At 68.9% G+C, this 15816-nt stretch carries 18 protein-coding genes; 3 read left to right on the top strand and 15 right to left on the bottom strand.

The genetic code is table 11. The features are described 5' to 3' along the window. Window positions 1-4: 4 nt before the first annotated feature. From flgG to flgB, 6 genes are read right to left on the bottom strand one after another with little or no spacing between them, the layout of a single operon-like run. Entirely contained in the window at window positions 5-787 is a 783-nt protein-coding gene (flgG, locus tag ALIDE2_RS20980) for a flagellar basal-body rod protein FlgG (RefSeq protein WP_013723072.1), read from the bottom strand. A gap of 24 nt (window positions 788-811) precedes the next feature. After that, on the bottom strand, window positions 812-1552 hold the full coding sequence (gene flgF / locus ALIDE2_RS20975; protein ID WP_013723071.1) for a flagellar basal-body rod protein FlgF: 741 nt from the start codon (window positions 1550-1552) through the stop codon (window positions 812-814). Between the two features lie 25 nt (window positions 1553-1577). Next, entirely contained in the window at window positions 1578-2858 is a 1281-nt protein-coding gene (gene flgE, locus ALIDE2_RS20970; RefSeq protein ID WP_013520659.1) for a flagellar hook protein FlgE, read from the bottom strand. 36 nt (window positions 2859-2894) lie between these two features. After that, on the bottom strand, window positions 2895-3557 hold the full coding sequence (locus ALIDE2_RS20965) for a flagellar hook assembly protein FlgD (RefSeq protein ID WP_013520658.1): 663 nt from the start codon (window positions 3555-3557) through the stop codon (window positions 2895-2897). A 15-nt stretch (window positions 3558-3572) separates the two neighbouring features. Further along, a complete protein-coding gene (flgC, locus tag ALIDE2_RS20960; RefSeq protein ID WP_013520657.1) occupies window positions 3573-3977 on the bottom strand; it encodes a flagellar basal body rod protein FlgC in 405 nt (134 codons plus the stop codon). An 11-nt stretch (window positions 3978-3988) separates the two neighbouring features. Continuing rightward, window positions 3989-4405, bottom strand: a complete 417-nt coding sequence (flgB, locus tag ALIDE2_RS20955; RefSeq protein WP_013520656.1) for a flagellar basal body rod protein FlgB — start codon at window positions 4403-4405, stop codon at window positions 3989-3991. 182 nt (window positions 4406-4587) lie between these two features. Here flgB and flgA point away from each other — a divergent pair, with 182 nt between their 5' ends. The 3 genes from flgA to ALIDE2_RS20940 all read left to right on the top strand — a co-directional run bounded on the left by flgA (window position 4588) and on the right by ALIDE2_RS20940 (window position 6125). Continuing rightward, window positions 4588-5334 (top strand): flagellar basal body P-ring formation chaperone FlgA, encoded by a 747-nt coding sequence (flgA, locus tag ALIDE2_RS20950; protein ID WP_013723070.1) that lies wholly within the window; start codon window positions 4588-4590, stop codon window positions 5332-5334. Window positions 5335-5427: 93 nt separating this feature from the next. Next, on the top strand, window positions 5428-5751 hold the full coding sequence (gene flgM / locus ALIDE2_RS20945) for a flagellar biosynthesis anti-sigma factor FlgM (RefSeq protein WP_013520654.1): 324 nt from the start codon (window positions 5428-5430) through the stop codon (window positions 5749-5751). Window positions 5752-5786: 35 nt separating this feature from the next. Further along, window positions 5787-6125 (top strand): hypothetical protein, encoded by a 339-nt coding sequence (locus ALIDE2_RS20940; protein ID WP_013520653.1) that lies wholly within the window; start codon window positions 5787-5789, stop codon window positions 6123-6125. Between the two features lie 129 nt (window positions 6126-6254). Here ALIDE2_RS20940 and ALIDE2_RS20935 read toward each other — a convergent pair whose 3' ends face one another. The 9 genes from ALIDE2_RS20935 to motA all read right to left on the bottom strand — a co-directional run bounded on the left by ALIDE2_RS20935 (window position 6255) and on the right by motA (window position 15578). Continuing rightward, window positions 6255-6971, bottom strand: a complete 717-nt coding sequence (locus tag ALIDE2_RS20935) for an RNA polymerase sigma factor FliA (protein WP_013520652.1) — start codon at window positions 6969-6971, stop codon at window positions 6255-6257. A gap of 5 nt (window positions 6972-6976) precedes the next feature. Continuing rightward, complete coding sequence (locus ALIDE2_RS20930) at window positions 6977-7780, bottom strand: hypothetical protein (protein ID WP_013723069.1); 804 nt, start codon at window positions 7778-7780, stop codon at window positions 6977-6979. Then, entirely contained in the window at window positions 7770-9332 is a 1563-nt protein-coding gene (flhF, locus tag ALIDE2_RS20925; RefSeq protein ID WP_013520650.1) for a flagellar biosynthesis GTPase FlhF, read from the bottom strand. Before flhF ends, ALIDE2_RS20930 begins: the two co-directional genes overlap by 11 nt. Next, entirely contained in the window at window positions 9329-11419 is a 2091-nt protein-coding gene (gene flhA, locus ALIDE2_RS20920; protein WP_013520649.1) for a flagellar biosynthesis protein FlhA, read from the bottom strand. The genes flhF and flhA overlap by 4 nt, the downstream gene beginning before the upstream one ends. Beyond that, window positions 11416-12576, bottom strand: coding sequence for an EscU/YscU/HrcU family type III secretion system export apparatus switch protein (locus ALIDE2_RS20915; RefSeq protein ID WP_013520648.1), 1161 nt, complete (start codon window positions 12574-12576; stop codon window positions 11416-11418). The genes flhA and ALIDE2_RS20915 overlap by 4 nt, the downstream gene beginning before the upstream one ends. Before the next feature lie 96 nt (window positions 12577-12672). Beyond that, the gene (locus tag ALIDE2_RS20910) at window positions 12673-13305 is read right to left on the bottom strand and encodes a protein phosphatase CheZ (protein WP_013520647.1); all 633 of its coding nucleotides are present in this window, start codon (window positions 13303-13305) and stop codon (window positions 12673-12675) included. A 2-nt stretch (window positions 13306-13307) separates the two neighbouring features. Beyond that, window positions 13308-13694 (bottom strand): chemotaxis response regulator CheY, encoded by a 387-nt coding sequence (gene cheY, locus ALIDE2_RS20905; RefSeq protein ID WP_013520646.1) that lies wholly within the window; start codon window positions 13692-13694, stop codon window positions 13308-13310. A 69-nt stretch (window positions 13695-13763) separates the two neighbouring features. Continuing rightward, complete coding sequence (motB, locus tag ALIDE2_RS20900; RefSeq protein ID WP_013723068.1) at window positions 13764-14699, bottom strand: flagellar motor protein MotB; 936 nt, start codon at window positions 14697-14699, stop codon at window positions 13764-13766. 18 nt (window positions 14700-14717) lie between these two features. Then, a complete protein-coding gene (gene motA, locus ALIDE2_RS20895; protein WP_013520644.1) occupies window positions 14718-15578 on the bottom strand; it encodes a flagellar motor stator protein MotA in 861 nt (286 codons plus the stop codon). Between the last annotated feature and the right edge of the window lie 238 nt (window positions 15579-15816).

Genomic DNA, 15816 nt, shown 5'->3' with positions numbered 1-15816 from the left:
CCCATCACAGCTGCGACAGCTTGGCCAGCATCTGGTCGCTGGTCTGTATGGCCTTGGAGTTCATCTCGTAGGCGCGCTGGGTCTGGATCATGGTGACGAGCTCCTCCACCACGTTGACGTTGGAGGTCTCCAGGAAGCCCTGCTTGATGACGCCCAGGCCGTTCGTGCCCGGCTGGCCCTGCTGCGGCGGGCCCGATGCGGCCGACTCCTTGTACATGTTCTGCCCCACGGGCTGCAGCCCCGCGGCGTTGATGAAGCTGGACATGGCCAGCTGGCCCAGCTGCTGGGGCTGGGCGTTGCCGGCGATGGTGGCGCTGACCACGCCGGTCTCGCTGATGCTGATGCTGGTGGCGCCCTGCGGCACGGTGATGCCGTTGGCCACGGGCAGGCCGCCGGAAGTGACCATGCGCCCCTGCGCGTCGAGCTGGAACGAGCCGTCGCGCGTGTAGCCTATGGTGCCGTCGGGCAGTTGGACCTCGAAGAAGCCGTTGCCGTTGATGGCCACGTCCAGGCTGTTGCTCGACTGCTGCAGGCTGCCCTGCGTGAAGTTGCGGCTGGTGGCCACGGTGCGCACGCCCAGGCCCAGATGCAGGCCCGTGGGCAGCTGGTTCTCCTCGGTGGTCTGCGCGCCCACCTGGCGCAGGTTCTGGTAGATCAGGTCCTCGAACACCGCGCTGTTGCGCTTGAAGCCCGTGGTGGAGACGTTGGCCAGGTTGTGCGAGATCACATCCAGCTGGGTCTGCTGGGCGCTCATGCCGGTCTTGGCGATCCACAGGGAATTGATCATGGTGAGTCCTTTCTGGAAGGCGCATCAGCCGTTCAGGCTGAGCAGCTGGCTGGCCGTCTTGTCGTCGTTCTCGGCGGTCTGCAGCAGGCGCATCTGCTGCTCGAACTGGCGCGCGGCGGCGATCATGCCGACCATGCTCTCCACGGGGTTCACGTTCGAGCCCTCCAGCGCGCCGGCCAGCAGCCGCGCCGCGGGGTCGCTGGCCATGGGCTCGCCCGAGGCGGTGCGGAACAGCCCGTCGTCCCCGCGCTTGAGCGGATCGTCCTGCGCGGGCGTGGCGAGCTTCAGGCGCCCGACGGTTTGGGGCTGCTGCCCGGGCACGCGCGCGGTGACGGTGCCGTCCGCGCCCAGGGTCAGCTCGGCGCCCTGCGGCGCCGTGATGGGCGCGCCGCCGTCCGAGAGCACGGGCAGGCCGGTGGGCGTGACCAGCTGGCCCGCTTCCGTGACCTCGAAGCTGCCGGCGCGCGTATAGGCCTCGGTGCCGTCCAGGCCCTGCACGGCGAACCAGGCGTTGCCCGCGGCCATGGCGTCCAGGTTGCGGCCCGTGCGCTGCACCGGGCCGGGGGTTTCCACGTGGCCCGACGTCGCCTCCAGCGCGAACACGCGCGTGGTCGATCCGCTGCCCTGCAGCGGCACCGAGCGGAAGCTGGACATCTCGGCGCGAAAGCCGTAGGTGGAGACGTTGGCCAGGTTGTTGGCCAGCACCGCTTGCCGGTGCGCGGCGGCGCTGGCGCCGGTCATGGAGGTGTAGATGATGCGGTCCATGGCGTGGTCTCCGGCTCAGACGGCGTCAGCGCAGGTTCACCAGGGTGGACATGACCTGGTCCTGCGTCTTGATCGTCTGCGCATTGGCCTGGTAGGCGCGCTGGGCGGTCATCATGTTCACGAGTTCGGCCGTCAGGTCCACGTTGGAGTCCTCCAGCGCGCCCGAGCGCAGGGCGCCGAACGCGCCCTCGGTGGCCACGCCCATGACGGGCTGGCCCGATTCGAAGGTCTCGACCCAGAGGTTGTTGCCTATGTCGGCCAGGCCCTGCGCGTTGCGGAAGCTCGCGAGCGCGATCTGCCCCTCGGCGCGCGTCACGCCGTTGGAGTAGCTCGTCATGATCGTGCCGTCGTCGCCGATGTTGATGCCCGTGAGCTGGCCGGCCGTGTAGCCGTCCTGCGTGAGGTCGGACACCGCGAACTTGGCGCCAAACTGCGTCACGCCGTCGAGGTTGACCTGTACGGTGTAGGCCGGCAGGTTGTTCGGGTTCGGCGTGGGCGGAGCGATGGTGATCGGCAGCTGGAAGCCCGTGGCCGGCGGCGTTGCGGCCGGGCCGGTGATCTGGCCGTTGTTGTCGAAGGTGATCTGCCCGATGGGCGTGGCCACGACGGGCGGCGTGGCGTTGGGGTCGTCGAGCCTGTCGTAGACGTCCCAGGTATTGGCCGTGCCCGTTTTCTGGAAGTACAGGCTCACCGGGGTGGCGACGCCCTGGCTGTCGTACACATTGAGCGACGTACCGTAGGTGGAGCGCGGCGTGGCCGCGATGGGCGGCGTGGCCGATGGGTTGCCCGCGGCATCGGGAGCGCGCGCGTCCAGGTTGAACGTGGCCTTGATGCTCGTGGTCTGCTTGGCCGGAATGGGGGCGCCCGTGGGGAACACGAGCGGCTGGGGGGTGCTCGCGGTGCGGGTCTGGGTGATGGGGTCCATCGGGTAGCCCATGACCTTGCCTCCATTGTTCGTGATCACGTTGCCCTTGTCGTCGAGCTTGAAGTTGCCCGCGCGCGTGTAGGCGAAGCTGCCATCGGGCTGCTGGATCTTGAAGAAGCCGTTGCCGTTGATGGCCACGTCGAGATTGTTGCCCGTGACGGTGATGTTGCCCTGCGTGAACTGCTGCGCCACGGCCCCGACCTGCACGCCGATACCGGCATTGCCGGTGCTTGCCGTGCCGATGGCGGTCGCCACCATCGAGGCGAACTCGGTGCGCGACGCCTTGAAGCCGACGGTGTTGGAGTTGGCGATGTTGTGGCCGATCACGTCCAGGTTCTTGCTGGATGCGTTCAGGCCCGAGAGACCTTGCTGGAAACCCATGGTTTTCTCCTTGTCGGTGGGTGTTGCGCGTGCCGCTCAGAGCACGCCCAGGACGTTGGCGTAGTTGACGGTGCTGCCGTTGTCCAGCGTCAGGGTCAGGGCGCCTGACTTGGAGCCCGTGGCCAGGACCTGCGACTGCGTCAGTGCCGTGGCCTTGACGGCGGTCTCGCCGTTCGTGGCGGTGACGCGAAAGCGCAGGTCGGAGGTGCTGCCCTGGTATTTGCTGGCATCCCATTCGACGCTGTGGCGGCCGCCTTCCTGCGCGCCCATGTCGATCGAATCCACCACCACGCCGCCCGCGGTCACGATGTCCACCTTCACATTGGTGGCCGCGCCCGCCAGGTCGAACATGCCCTTGCCGGTTCCGTCGGCGAAGCTCATGCGGTCGCCCTCGGAGAGCACCGATCGCCCGATCAGCGAGATGCCCTGGATCTGCTGCATGGTGCTGAACTGCTCGGCCATGGTCTGCATGGTCAGGTTCAGCGTCTGCAGGCCCGTCACCGTGTTGATCTGGGCCATCTGCGTCGTCATCTGGGCGTTGTCCAGCGGATTCATCGGGTCCTGGTTGTTCAGCTGGGCCACGAGCAGCTTGAGGAAGCGGTCCTGCATCGCGCTCGGGTCGGTGGACGAATCCCGTGTCGTGGAAGTGGTGGTGGCGCCGGCATTGAGCGCGCTCGTGTCTATGGGGGAAATGAACATGCAATGCTCCGGCGGTTATTGGCCCATCTGCAGGGTCTTGAGCAGCAGCGACTTGGCCGTGTTCATGACCTCCACGTTGTTCTGGTACGAGCGCGAGGCCGAGATCATGTTGACCATCTCCTCCACCGCGTTCACGTTGGAGTGGGTCACATAGCCCTCGGCATCGGCCATGGGGTTGGACGGATCGTGCACGCGCCGTCCCGGCACGCCGCTTTCCTGGATGGTGGACACGCGCACGCCGGCCGAGCTGTCGGGGCCCATGGGCGCGGTCTGGAACACCACCTGGCGCGCCTTGTAGGCCTGGCCGTCGGGGCCGGCCACGGCGTCCACGTTGGCCAGGTTGCTGGCCACGACGTTCAGCCGCTGCGACTGCGCGCTGATGGCGCTGCCCGAGACGTTGAAGATGGAGAACATGGACATGGCGGGGCTCCTTATTGACCCTGGATGGCGCTCAGCATGGTCTTGGCATTGCCGTTGATGAAGCGCAGCGTGGCCTCGTAGCGCACGGCGTTGTCCACGAAGGCGGCGCGCTCGCGGTCCATGTCCACGCTGTTGTTGTCCAGGCTGGGCTGGGTCTGCAGCGCATAGCCCAGCGCGCCGCCCGACTGGCCGGTGCTGGCGGCCGGCAGCGGTATGTGGCGCGGGTCGCTCACGCTCTGCTGGCGCATGCCGCCGGGCGCGCGGGCGCCTTCCGCGGCGCGCAGGGCGTCGGCGAACTGGAAGTCGCGCGCCACGTAGCCGGGCGTGTCGGCATTGGCGATGTTGCTCGCGATGGCGCGCTGGCGCTCGGAGCGCAGCAGCAGCGCGTTGCCGTGAAAGTCCAGCCGCTGGGTCAGCTTGTCGAGCATGGTTCCTCGGGTCGTGGAATGGTCGGGTGCCGCGGCGCGGAGGCTTTGCGGCGTGCGTCGATTATGGAAACCGCCTGTTTTTGCGAAAGCGCGAAGAGCGCGGGCATTGGCCCGCTGTTCGGCGCTTCCAGCGGGAGGGCCGCGGCCTACAGTGCCGTCTCATGCAAGTCGGAACCGAAGCCATGCCGCATTCCCCGTCCCGCCCATCCCGTGCCGCCCGCGCGCGCCGCCTGCTCTGGGCGGCGCTGGCGCTCGCCGCCGCCCTGGCGCCTGCGGCGCGCGCGCAGAGCGAGGCCGGGCAAGAGCTCTCCGCCATCGGTCAGCGCTGGCTGGACAAGACGCTGGCGCAGACCCAGGGCGGCGCGCTGCCGCTGCGCATGGAGGTGAGCGTGGGCGCGCTGGACCCGCGCCTGCGGCTCGCCCCCTGCGCCCGCGTCGAGCCTTACCTGCCCGCAGGCGCGCGCCTGTGGGGCCGCACGCGCCTGGGCTTGCGTTGCATGGACGGACCCACGCGCTGGAACGTGTTCCTGCCCATCACCGTCAAGGCTTTCGGGCCTGCCTGGGTGCTGGCGGGCAACGTGGCCAGCGGCGAAGTGCTGAGCGAGGCCGACGCGGTCGAGGCCGAGGTGGACTGGGCGGCGGAGCCCGCCGCCATCGTGGCCAACCCCCAGGCCTGGGTGGGGCTGATCGCCACGCGGCCGCTGGCCGCTGGGCAGGCGCTGCGCCAGAACATGGTGCGCGCGCCCGATCTGTTCAAGGCGGGTTCCCCCGTGCGCGTGGTCGTGCAGGGGCCGGGTTACGCGGTCACATCGTCAGGCCAGGCCATGAGCGCCGGCGCGCAGGGGCAGAATGTGCGCGTCCGCATGGCCAATGGCCGTATCGTTGCCGGTATTGTGCTTGAGGATGGGACAGTGGAGGCCGCTTTGTGAGCGCTTTGTCTGCACAAAGCGCTAAAGTCTGCTCCCTGCCGGCCGAAAGCATGGCTACTGGCCCCACATCTCACAGGGGTGGTGGAGAGTGCGATGAAGATTGGAAACAACCCGGATATTGCGAGCACCTTGTCGCAGGCCGCTGCCGCCCGGCAGCAGGCCAAGGCAGCCGCGCCCGCGCCCGCCGCCGAGGCAGCAAGCCAGAGCGCATCGCGCGCCGCTGTCGGCGTGCCCGTCACGCTGTCCGCCACGGCGCGCGGCGTGGAGGCTGGCCGCAGCACGGCCGACTTCGACGCGGGCAAGGTCAAGGCCGTCAAGACGGCCATCGACAACGGCAGCTTCAAGGTCGATGCCGAGGCCGTGGCCGACAAGCTGCTGGCCAACGCCTACGAAACCCTGTCCCGTTCCCGCGGCTGACCGCCGTCTGGGGCGGACGGCCATAGATTCGCCCCATGCCGCTCGACGACACGCTCTCCTCCATCGAGGCGCAGCTGCAGGACATGCAGGCTGCGCTGCTGTCCTCAGACCCCCAGACCCTCGAACGAACCGCCGCGCAGCTGCGCCAGGCGGCAACCACCCTCGTCCAGGCCCTGGGCCCGGGCGTGCCGCAGGGCGCGGCCGAGCGCGTGCAGGCCATCGCCCGGCGGCTGAGCCTGGTGCGCGACCAGCTGGCGCGCGTGCTGGCGCTGACCGAGCGGCAGGCGGCGTCCCTGCTGCCGCCGGCGCAGGGGGTGACCTATGGGCCCTCCATTGCGTCGCCGGGGGCTCGGATCTACCGGGCGCCGGGGTGAGGTTCAGGTGGTTTTTTGAGCGTGGCTGGCCGCTCGCACATCCCGGCTAGCGACACCTAACGCCAAAGCAATTACCCGAAAAAGATAGCTGCCAGCGCAATACCACAGCGCGCCAGGGGCCAAAAAGCCTTAATGTCCCCGCATCTTGGTCCGCAACCGCGCAATCGCCTGGCTGTGCAGCTGGCACACGCGCGACTCGGTCACGCCCAGCACGGCGGCGATTTCCTTGAGGTTCATGTCGTGCTCGTAGTACATACCCATGATGTGCTGCTCGCGCTCGGGTAGCTGCTTGATGGCCGCCACCAGCGAGGTGCGCAGGCGCTGGTCGCGCAGCACGGCCATGGGGTCGGCGCCCTCGTCGGCCACGTGACGGTCCAGGAAGCCTTCCTCGCCCTCCTCGCCGCCGCCCATGTCCTCCAGGTACACGAGCTGCGTGCCGCGCACCTTGCCCAGCAGGGCCTGGTAGTCCGCCAGGTCCATGCCCAGCTCGGCCGCTATCTCGGACTCCATGGGGCTGCGGCCCAGGCGCTGCTCCACGCGGTGCAGGGCCTGCTCGATCTCCTTCTGGCTCTTGCGCGCGCCGCGGCTCATCCAGTCGCCGTCGCGCAGCTCGTCGAGCATGGCGCCGCGGATGCGCTGGCTGGCGAAGGTCTCGAACTGCACGCCCTGGGCCGCCTCGTAGCGCGAGAGCGCGTCGGTCAGGCCGATCATGCCGACCTGGACCAGGTCATCGAGCTCCACGTTGGGCGGGAGCTTGGCGATCATGTGGTGCGCGATGCGCCGCACCAGGGGCAGGTGCTGGTGAAACAGCGCGTCCCGGTCGAGCTGGCCTTTCGCTGTGTACATAGGGGTCAGTGGCTCCGGTCCAGGGGAGAGAGGGCGGTGCAGCCCTGCGCGTGCAGCAGGGGCAGGGCGGCGTCCAGGGTACCGGCATTTTCCAGCAGTTGCAGGGCCAGGCGCTGGATGTCCTGCGCGCGTGCGGCGGTCACCGTGGTGGTGTGGATGGGCAGGCCCAGGTGCTTGTGGGCGCTGCGCTGCAAGGTCGCCAGGGTCTGGGCGGTCTGCTGCGGCTGCGGGGCGACGCCCGGCGGCACGATGGCGGCCACGGTGCAGCGCACGCCCGCATGTAGCGCCATGTGCTTGAGCTGGCGGTAGCAGCGCACCATGCCCTGCGTGCCGGGGCCGGTCATGATCAGCGGCATGCTGGCGCTGCCGTGCAGCAACGGCGCGAGCCGCTCGGGCGGCGCGTGCAGCACCACGAGCGCATAGGCGCGGAACAGCGGGTGCAGGCGCCGCAGCGCGGCCGTGCCTTCTTCTTCCGCCTGGGCCTGCTCCGCCAGCCAGGCCAGGCCGCGGGCGGCAGGCAGCACGGCCAGCGAGGCGCCGGCGGCCGCCGTGTCCAGCGCCCCGGCGCCGGGCCAGGGCGCGGGGCCCAGCAGCTGCGCGAGCCCGGGGGCGTGCGGCTCTTCGCGCGCGGTGCCGTCCAGCACCACCACGGGGTAGCCCAGGCGCTGCAGGTGCGCGCACAGCTGCCACAGCATCTCCAGCCAGGGGCCGCCGTCGGGCTGGCTCAGCACGGCCAGCAGGCGCAGGTCACTCTGCGGGGTGAGGCTGTGCAGGCCCATGGCCTGGTGCATGGCGGTGTCAAGCAACATCGGCCAGTCCTTGTTCGTGGACCGCCTCGGCGGCCGGCGAGAAGAAGAAGTTGAGCTCGCTGACCTTGGGGTCGAAGGCCGACTTCACGTTCGTGCGCATGGAGGCGCGCACGAGCTTGTGCGCGTCGGCGGCCTCCCAGTCCTCGGGCACGCGCTGGCCGTTGGTTACGCCGCGCAGCACCATCTGGTGGCGGATCAGCGCGTCCAGGGCCGGGCCGAGCTTCACGGCCTCGTCCACCTTGGACAGGATGGCCTGTTGCGAGCCGTCGGTTTTGAAGCCGGTGAGCACGTCGTCCAGCGTGTCGCCGTGGCTGCTGGCGTTGAGCACCAGCAGGCGATGCACGCCGGGGAGTTGCAGCACGTCGAGCAGCTCGCGCTTGCGCGGGTCGCGCGGGGCCACGCCCGTGGTGTCGATGAGCACCATCTTCTTGCCGGCCAGCAGGCCCAGCAGGTCCTGCAGCGCGGCGCGGTCGTGCGCCAGGTGCGCCACCACGCCCAGCATGCGGCCGTAGGAGCGCAGCTGCTCGTGCGCGCCTACGCGGTAGGTGTCCAGCGTGATCAGGCCCACGCTGGCCGGGCCGTGGATGCGTGCGCACAGCGCGGCCAGCTTGGCGGTGGTGGTGGTCTTGCCCACGCCGGTGGCGCCCACCATGGCGTAGATGCCGCCTTCCTCGTACAGCGGCAGCGCCTGCGCGTCGGTGTGCAGGTTGCGTTCGAGCACGTCCATGAGCCAGCGCACAGCGTCCTGCGCGCCCAGCTGCTCGGGCAGGTGTTCCAGCACGGCGCGCGAGAGCGCCGGCGAATAGCCCGCGCGGATGAGCTTGAGCATCAGGTTGGACTGGATCGGGTTCTGGCGCGCCTGGCCCAGCCAGGCCAGGGTGTTGAAGCGGTCCTCGATCAGGTCCTTCATGGACTGCAGTTCCTTCATCAGGTTCTGCTGTCCCAGCCCCGCGGCCAGCGTGGGGGCGGCGTTGGCCGCCGGGGCGGGCGCTTCGCCGCGGCGCGGCGTGAGCTGCTCGGCCCCCAGGGCCGCGTGCATCGTGCGCAGCGGGTTGTGGCGTGCCACGGGGGGGCTCGCGGGGGGCTGCGCGGGCAGCTCCGGCGCCGCGTGGCGTTCCAGGGCCGCGCGCTCGCCCAGGGGCGCTGCGGCGCCCGTGCCGTGCAGGGCCTCGTGGCGGCGGCGCAGCATGCGCTCGCGCACGTAGTCCTGGAACGACAGCGTGCTCATGGCCAGCTGCTCCGTGTCCTTGGCGACGGTGCCGCGTGCCTCGGTGCCGGGCTGTGCCGCACCGGGCGCGGGGCGGGGCAGTTCCTTCTGCGCGCGCATGGGCTGGCTTGCGGCCATGTCGTCGGCGCGCTCCTGCAGGCGGCTGGGCGCGGGCTCGGCGCCGCCGTGCAGGCTGCTCGACAGGCTCTCCTCGGCCGTGGCCATCACCTCCACGCCATCGGCCGTGGGGCGGTTGGACAGGATCAGCGTGCCCTCGCCGAAGGCCATGCGCGCCTTGGCCAGGGCCTCGCGGGCGGTGGGGGCGGTAAAGCGTTTGATGTTCATGACGATGCACCTTGGAGGATGGGGCCGATGCGGATGGTGTGGGTTTCAGGGATCTCGCTGTGCGCCAGCACCTGCAGGCGCGGCGCCACGCGGCGCACCAGGCGCGCGATGGCGCTGCGGATCGCGTCGGGCACCAGCAGGCAGGCGGGCATGCCCATCTCCTCCTGCTTGAGCGCCACCTCGGCGGCCTTGCGCGTGAGCAGGTCGGCCACGCCGGGGTCCAGTGCCGGGCCGTTGGCGTTGGAGAGGGCCTGCACCAGCAGGCGCTCCAGGCCGGGCTCGATGGCGATGACGCTGAGCTCGCGCGTGGGGCCGTAGATCTGCTGCACGATGGCCGGCGAAAGGGCGATGCGCACGCGCCGCGCCAGCTCGGCCGGGTCCTGCGTGCCGCCGGCATGCTCGGCCAGCGTCTCGATGATGGTTCGGATGTCGCGGATGTGCACGGACTCCTCCAGCAGCAGCTGCAGCACCTTCTGGAACGTGGTGATGGAGACCATCTTGGGTACGACTTCCTCGATCAGTTTGGGTGCCAGCCGGGCCACATGCTCGACGAGCTGCTGCGTCTCGGTGCGGCTCAGGAGCTTGGCGGCGTGCACTTGCATCAAGTGTGACAAATGGGTCGCCATCACGGTTTCCGAATCAACCACGGTAAAGCCCGCCATTTGTGCCGCTTCCTTCTGGGCCGCGTCGATCCAGTGCGCGGGCAGGCCGAAGGCCGGGTCGGTCGTCGGCGTGCCGATCAGCGGCGTGGAGATGCCGCCGGGGTTGATGGCCAGGAACATGCCCGGATGCGCCTCGCCCTCGCCCACCACCACGCCGCGCAGCAGCACGCGGTAGCTGCTCGGCTTGAGCTCCAGGTTGTCGCGCACGTGCACGGCCGGCGGAAGGAAGCCCACCTCCTGCGCGAACTTGCGGCGCACGCCCTTGATGCGCGTGAGCAGGTCGCCCTGGCGGTTCTTGTCCACGAGGGCGATCAGCCGGTAGCCCAGCTCCAGGCCCAGCAGGTCCACGGGCTGCAGGTCGTCCCAGCTGGCCTCGCCGTCGCCCACGGGGGCGGGCGGCGCCTCGGGCTCCACGGCCGCCTGCTTCTGGCGCTGCAGCAGCAGCCAGGCGGCCCAGCCCAGGCTGCTGCCCATGAGCAGGAACACCGCGTGCGGCATGCCCGGGATCAGGCCCAGCAGCACCAGGATGGCGCCCGCCATGCCCAGCACGCGCGGCGACATGAACAGCTGCTGCACGATCTGGCGGCCCATGTCCTCTTCCTTGCCCACGCGCGAGATCACCATGGCCGCGGCCACCGAGATCAAGAGCCCCGGGATCTGCGCCACGAGCGCGTCGCCCACGGCCAGCAGGATGTAGCTGTTGGCCGCGTCGCCTGCCGACAGGCCATGCGACAGCATGCCGATGGCGAAGCCCCCCACGATGTTGATGATCAGGATCAGGATGCCGGCGATGGCGTCGCCGCGCACGAACTTGCTCGCGCCGTCCATGGAGCCGAAGAAGTTGGCCTCCTCCTGCACCTCGGCGCGGCGGCGCTTGGCCTCCTTCTCGTCGATCAGGCCGGCGTTCAGATCGGCGTCCACGGCCATCTGCTTGCCGGGCATGGCGTCCAGCGTGAAGCGCGCTGAGACCTCGGCGATGCGCTCCGCGCCCTTGGTCACCACCACGAAGTTGATGACCACCAGGATGGCGAACACGATCAGGCCCACGGCGAAGTTGCCGCCGATCAGGAAGTGGCCGAAGGCCTCGATCACCGCGCCTGCCGCGCCCGGGCCCGTGTGGCCCTCCAGCAGCACCACGCGCGTGGAGGCCACGTTGAGCGACAGGCGCATCAAGGTCGTGAGCAGCAGCACCGAGGGGAAGGCTGCGAAGTCCAGCGGCCGCACCATGTAGGCCGCCACCATCATCACCATCAGCGCCACGGCGATGTTGAGCGTGAAGAAGGTGTCGAGCAGCCACGCGGGGATGGGCAGCACCATCAGCGCCAGGATGGCCACCACGAGCAGCGGGGCCGACAGCCCCTGCAGGGCCGAGCCGTGGACGCCGGCCCATTGGCGCATGGAGTGGAGGGGGGAGGGCGTGCTCATGCGTTACCTGGGGCCGTGGCCGGCTTGTGGTGCGGGTCGAGTTCGGGCGGAATGTGTGCGTCGGGCACGGGCTGGGCCTCGGGCATGGGGCCCGCGCCGCGCAGCGCGGCCTTCAGGCGGTACACATAGGCCAGCACCTGGGCCACGGCGGTGTAGAGCTGCGCGGGGATGGGCTGCTCCAGCTCGGCGTGGGCATACAGCGCGCGCGCCAGCATGGGCGACTGCAGCACCGGTACGCCGTGCTGCTGGGCCAGTTCGCGGATCCTGAAGGCCAGCAGGTCCGTGCCCTTGGAGACCACCTGGGGCGCGCCCATGCTGGCCTCGTCGTACTTCAGGGCCACGGCGTAGTGCGTGGGGTTCATGACCACGAAGTCGGCCTTCGGTACCGCGGCGATGCTGGCGCGGTCGGCGATCTCGCGCGCGCGCTGGCGCTGGCGGCCCTTGAGCTGCGGGTTGCCGTCCGACTCCTTGTGCTCCTGCTTGACTTCCTCGTGGCTCATCTTCAGGCGCGATTTGAAGAAGAATGCCTGCAGCGGCACGTCGATCACGGCGAACAGGAAGACCACGAGCAGCAGCAGGCTCATGCCCGAGACGATCCACTGCCCCGCGTGGCGCAGCGACAGCGGTGAGGGCTGCAGTACCAGCGCGGCCATCTGCTCGATGCTGCGGCCCATGAAGTTCCAGGCCACCGCCGCGAGGATGCCCGTCATCAGCACCATCTTGGCCACGTTGGCCATCTGCTGCTTGGAGAACAGGTTGGCGAAGCCCGACAGCGGGTTGAGCCGGTTGAACTGCGGCGTGATGGGCTTGAGGCTGAAGATCCAGCCGCCCGCGCCGATGGCGCTCAGCAGCGCTGCCCCGCTCGTCAGCAGCGCGAACGCGGCGCTGGCCAGCAGGCCCACGCCGGCCATGGTGCGCAGGCGCGAGAGCATCTCGCCCGGCATCTGCACGGTGGCGGCGTTGAACACCAACTGCTGGCGCAGGGCGCGCTGCAGGTATTCCACGAACCAGGGCGCCAGCACCAGCAGCGCCAGCGCACCCGTGCCCAGGATGGCCAGGTGCGACAGGTCCCGCGAGCGCGCGGCCTGGCCGTCGCTGCGGGCCTTCTGCAGCTTGCGCTCGGTGGCGGGTAGGTTTTTGTCTTGGCTCGAACTCATGGCGGCATGACGTCAGGGTCAGGCCATTGTCGGGAGCCGAAGGGAAAGAGAAAGCCCGAATAAAGGGGCTGGGGCGGCGCTATTCAGGGCGGGGCTTCAGAACCCCAGGCTGGCGAGCAGGTCGTCCACCTGCGACTGGCTGGTTACCACGTCGGGCGTCGATTCGGGGTTGACCACGGGGCCTTGCAGGTGTTCGCGGCGCGGCTCGGCGGGCGGCTGCGGGGCCGCCTGCGGCGGCGCGGTCTGTATCAGCAGCTGCACGAGCTGCTGCTCGATGGTGGCCGCCAGGTTCACCACGCGCGCGATCACCTGGCCGGTGAGGTCGTGGAAGTCCTGCGCCATCATGATCTCGGTGAGGTGGGTGTCCGCTTCCTTGGTCACGCGTTCCACGTCGGTGAGGAAGTTGAAGATCTCCCCCTTGGCCACGGCCGCCACCGGGTCGGCCACCAGGGAGGCGACCACGCGGCGCGTCTCGCTGGCGATGTAGTCGTGCTGGGCCTTTGCCTGTTCCACGCGCGAGAGCACCTTCTCTGCCGCCTCGCCCGTGAGACGCGCGATGTAGGACAGGCGGCTTTGCGCGTCGGGCAGCTCGCCCATGCTGCCGCGCAGCTGGTCGGCGTAGCCCAGCTCGTTGAGCGCGTTGTGCAGCTGGCGCGTGAGCAGGCCGATCTGGTTGTGAATGGGGCCCGCCGCGCTGGGCGCAACCGCATCCTGGTCCTCTGCCTGCATGCTCACAGCCCCATTTTTTTCAGGATCAGCGCAACCTTCTCCTCAAGCGTGGCCTTGGTGAAGGGCTTGACGATGTAACCGGCCGCGCCGCCCTGGGCCGCGGCCACGATGTCTTCCTTGCGCGCCTCGGCCGTCACCATGAGCACCGGCAGGTGCTTGAGCGTGTCGTCCTTCTTGATCTCGGTGAGCAGTTGGAAACCGTTCATGTTGGGCATGTTGATGTCCGAGACCACGAAGTCGAACTTGCCGTTGCGCAGCTTGTTCAGCGCCACCACGCCGTCCTCGGCCTCGTCGGCCTCGGTGTAGCCGCTTTCCTTGAGCAGGTTGCGGACGATGCGCCGCATGGTGGAGAAATCGTCAACGATCAGAAAGCGAAGGGCGGAGGACACGAAGGACCCTTTCGGTGCAAGTGGGGGGACTATGGTTGGACGGTTGTCGGCAATGCGACATATTGTTACTTATTTTTGGGGGGGAGGCGTCGGATTGTCCTGCTTTTCGGCATCGGCCGGTGGCAGGGGGAATGCAACGTTCTTCTTGCCCATGAGCCGCTCCTCGGCCTCGTGCGTGAGTACGGTGATCGTGATACGGCGGTTCACCGGCGCGCGCGGGTTGTCCGGCTCCAGCAGGTCGCTGGCCGCCAGGCCCACCACGCGGCCTAGCCTGGCGTCGGGCATGCCGGCGGCCACCAGCTCGCGGCGCGAGGCGTTCGCGCGATCGGCCGACAGCTCCCAGTTGCTGTAGCCGCGGTCGCCATTGCCGTATGGCGCGGCGTCGGTGTGGCCCGCCAGGCTGATGCGGTTCTCCACGCTCCCCAGGGCCGCGCCGATCTCGCGCAGGATGTCGCGCATGTAGGGCTTGACCAGCGCGCTGCCGCTGTCGAACATGGGGCGGTTCTGGTCGTCCACTATCTGTATCTGCAGCCCGTCGGGCGTCACGTCGATGCGGATCTGCGAGCGGTACTCGTTCAGTCGCGGGTTCTCGGTGATCATGGCGTCGATCTTGGACTGCAGCGCCTTGATGCGCTGCGCGTCCAGGCGGGCGCGCTCGGCGCGCACCGTGTCGATGCTGCGCGTGCTGGTGTTGCTCTCGGAGTCGGAGCGGCGCACTTGGCCATGCACCTTGGACAGGTCGTTGCCGCCGCCCGGAATCACGCTGGAGCTGTTGCCCGCGCCGTCGCCGCCCTGCATCGCCACCTTCAGCGGCGACGCGAAATACGCCGCGATGCCCTGCAGCTCGCCCTTGGCCGTGGAGCCCAGCAGCCACATCAGCAGGAAGAAGGCCATCATGGCCGTCACGAAGTCGGCGTAGGCGATCTTCCAGGCGCCGCCATGGGCAGCGTGGCCGCCCTTCTTGATGCGCTTGATGATGATCGGCTGGAGCTTCTTTTCGGCCATGGTCGCCTGCCCGGGCTGTTACTTCTTGCCCTTGACGTGGCTTTCGAGCTCTGAAAAGCTCGGCCGGTCGCCCGAGAACAGGACCTTGCGGCCGAACTCGATGGCCGTGGACGGGTTGTAGCCCTGCATGCTCGCCAGCAGCGTGGACTTGATGCAGGCGAACTCCTTGCCCGCATCCTCGGCCTTCTGCTCCAGCAGGCCGGCCAGCGGCTCCACCAGGCCATAGGCCAGCAAGATGCCCAGGAAGGTGCCCACCAGGGCCGAGGCGATCATGCCCCCCAGCACCGCCGGCGGCTGCCCCACCGAGCCCATGGTGTTCACCACCCCCAGCACCGCCGCCACGATACCGAAGGCCGGCAGCGCGCCGGCCAGCCGCGTGAGGGCAGCCACGGGGGCATGCGCCTCCTGGTGGTGGGTGTCGATCTCGCTGTCCATCAGCGCCTCGATCTCGTGCGCGTTCAGGTTGCCCGAGACCATCATGCGCAGGTAGTCGGTGGTGAACTCCAGCACATGGTGGTCCGTGCCCACGGTGGGGAATTTCTTGAAGATCTCCGAGTCCTGCGGCGACTCCACGTCCGCCTCGATGGCCATCAGGCCCTCCTTGCGCGCCTTCTGCAGGATCTCATAGAGCATGGCCAGCAGCTCCATGTAGCGCGCCTTGGTGTATTTGTTGCCCTTGAGCACCTGCGGCAGCATGGCCATGGTGGCCTTGAGCACCTTGGGCTGGTTGTTCACCACGAAGGCGCCCGCAGCGGCGCCGCCGATGGTGATCATTTCAAAGGGCAGAGCCTCCAGCACCACCTTGATGTTGCCGCCATGGGCGATGAACACGCCGAAGACGCAGCCGAAAGTGACGAGGTAGCCGAGGATGACGAACATGGGTCTTCAGGGGCCTATTGGCGGGAAGATGTCGCGCTCCGAACGCAGGCGGAGCAACGGCGGGAAGCGAATCGTATCAATGGTATCGGATGGCGTTCGGCGCATTTGAGCAGGAATCATGGCTCAGTTGGAGGCTTTGTTCCGGGCCTGCCTCCGGCTCTGCTTTTTGGCTACCGTGGGGAGGCTCCTGAAGTCGGTAATTGGCGGGTATTTCATCCGCCTTGCAGGCTTTCACGCC

Source organism: Alicycliphilus denitrificans K601 (assembly GCF_000204645.1).
GTDB classification, from domain to species: domain Bacteria; phylum Pseudomonadota; class Gammaproteobacteria; order Burkholderiales; family Burkholderiaceae_C; genus Alicycliphilus; species Alicycliphilus denitrificans.
This window is presented reverse-complemented; position numbering and strand designations above follow the sequence as displayed.

Excerpts from the sequence above, each read along its gene's own strand:
- motA (WP_013520644.1), bottom strand. The coding sequence starts at position 15,578 with ATGTTCGTCATCCTCGGCTACCTCGTCACTTTCGGCTGCGTCTTCGGC.
- flhA (WP_013520649.1), bottom strand. The coding sequence starts at position 11,419 with ATGAGCACGCCCTCCCCCCTCCACTCCATGCGCCAATGGGCCGGCGTC.
- flgB (WP_013520656.1), bottom strand. The coding sequence starts at position 4,405 with ATGCTCGACAAGCTGACCCAGCGGCTGGACTTTCACGGCAACGCGCTG.
- flgE (WP_013520659.1), bottom strand. The coding sequence starts at position 2,858 with ATGGGTTTCCAGCAAGGTCTCTCGGGCCTGAACGCATCCAGCAAGAAC.
- ALIDE2_RS20940 (WP_013520653.1), top strand. The coding sequence starts at position 5,787 with ATGCCGCTCGACGACACGCTCTCCTCCATCGAGGCGCAGCTGCAGGAC.
- ALIDE2_RS20910 (WP_013520647.1), bottom strand. The coding sequence starts at position 13,305 with ATGCAGGCAGAGGACCAGGATGCGGTTGCGCCCAGCGCGGCGGGCCCC.
- ALIDE2_RS20965 (WP_013520658.1), bottom strand. The coding sequence starts at position 3,557 with ATGTTCATTTCCCCCATAGACACGAGCGCGCTCAATGCCGGCGCCACC.
- flgC (WP_013520657.1), bottom strand. The coding sequence starts at position 3,977 with ATGTCCATGTTCTCCATCTTCAACGTCTCGGGCAGCGCCATCAGCGCG.
- flgG (WP_013723072.1), bottom strand. The coding sequence starts at position 787 with ATGATCAATTCCCTGTGGATCGCCAAGACCGGCATGAGCGCCCAGCAG.
- ALIDE2_RS20915 (WP_013520648.1), bottom strand. The coding sequence starts at position 12,576 with ATGAGTTCGAGCCAAGACAAAAACCTACCCGCCACCGAGCGCAAGCTG.
- flgF (WP_013723071.1), bottom strand. The coding sequence starts at position 1,552 with ATGGACCGCATCATCTACACCTCCATGACCGGCGCCAGCGCCGCCGCG.
- flhF (WP_013520650.1), bottom strand. The coding sequence starts at position 9,332 with ATGAACATCAAACGCTTTACCGCCCCCACCGCCCGCGAGGCCCTGGCC.
- motB (WP_013723068.1), bottom strand. The coding sequence starts at position 14,699 with ATGGCCGAAAAGAAGCTCCAGCCGATCATCATCAAGCGCATCAAGAAG.
- flgA (WP_013723070.1), top strand. The coding sequence starts at position 4,588 with ATGCCGCATTCCCCGTCCCGCCCATCCCGTGCCGCCCGCGCGCGCCGC.
- ALIDE2_RS20935 (WP_013520652.1), bottom strand. The coding sequence starts at position 6,971 with ATGTACACAGCGAAAGGCCAGCTCGACCGGGACGCGCTGTTTCACCAG.
- flgM (WP_013520654.1), top strand. The coding sequence starts at position 5,428 with ATGAAGATTGGAAACAACCCGGATATTGCGAGCACCTTGTCGCAGGCC.
- ALIDE2_RS20930 (WP_013723069.1), bottom strand. The coding sequence starts at position 7,780 with ATGTTGCTTGACACCGCCATGCACCAGGCCATGGGCCTGCACAGCCTC.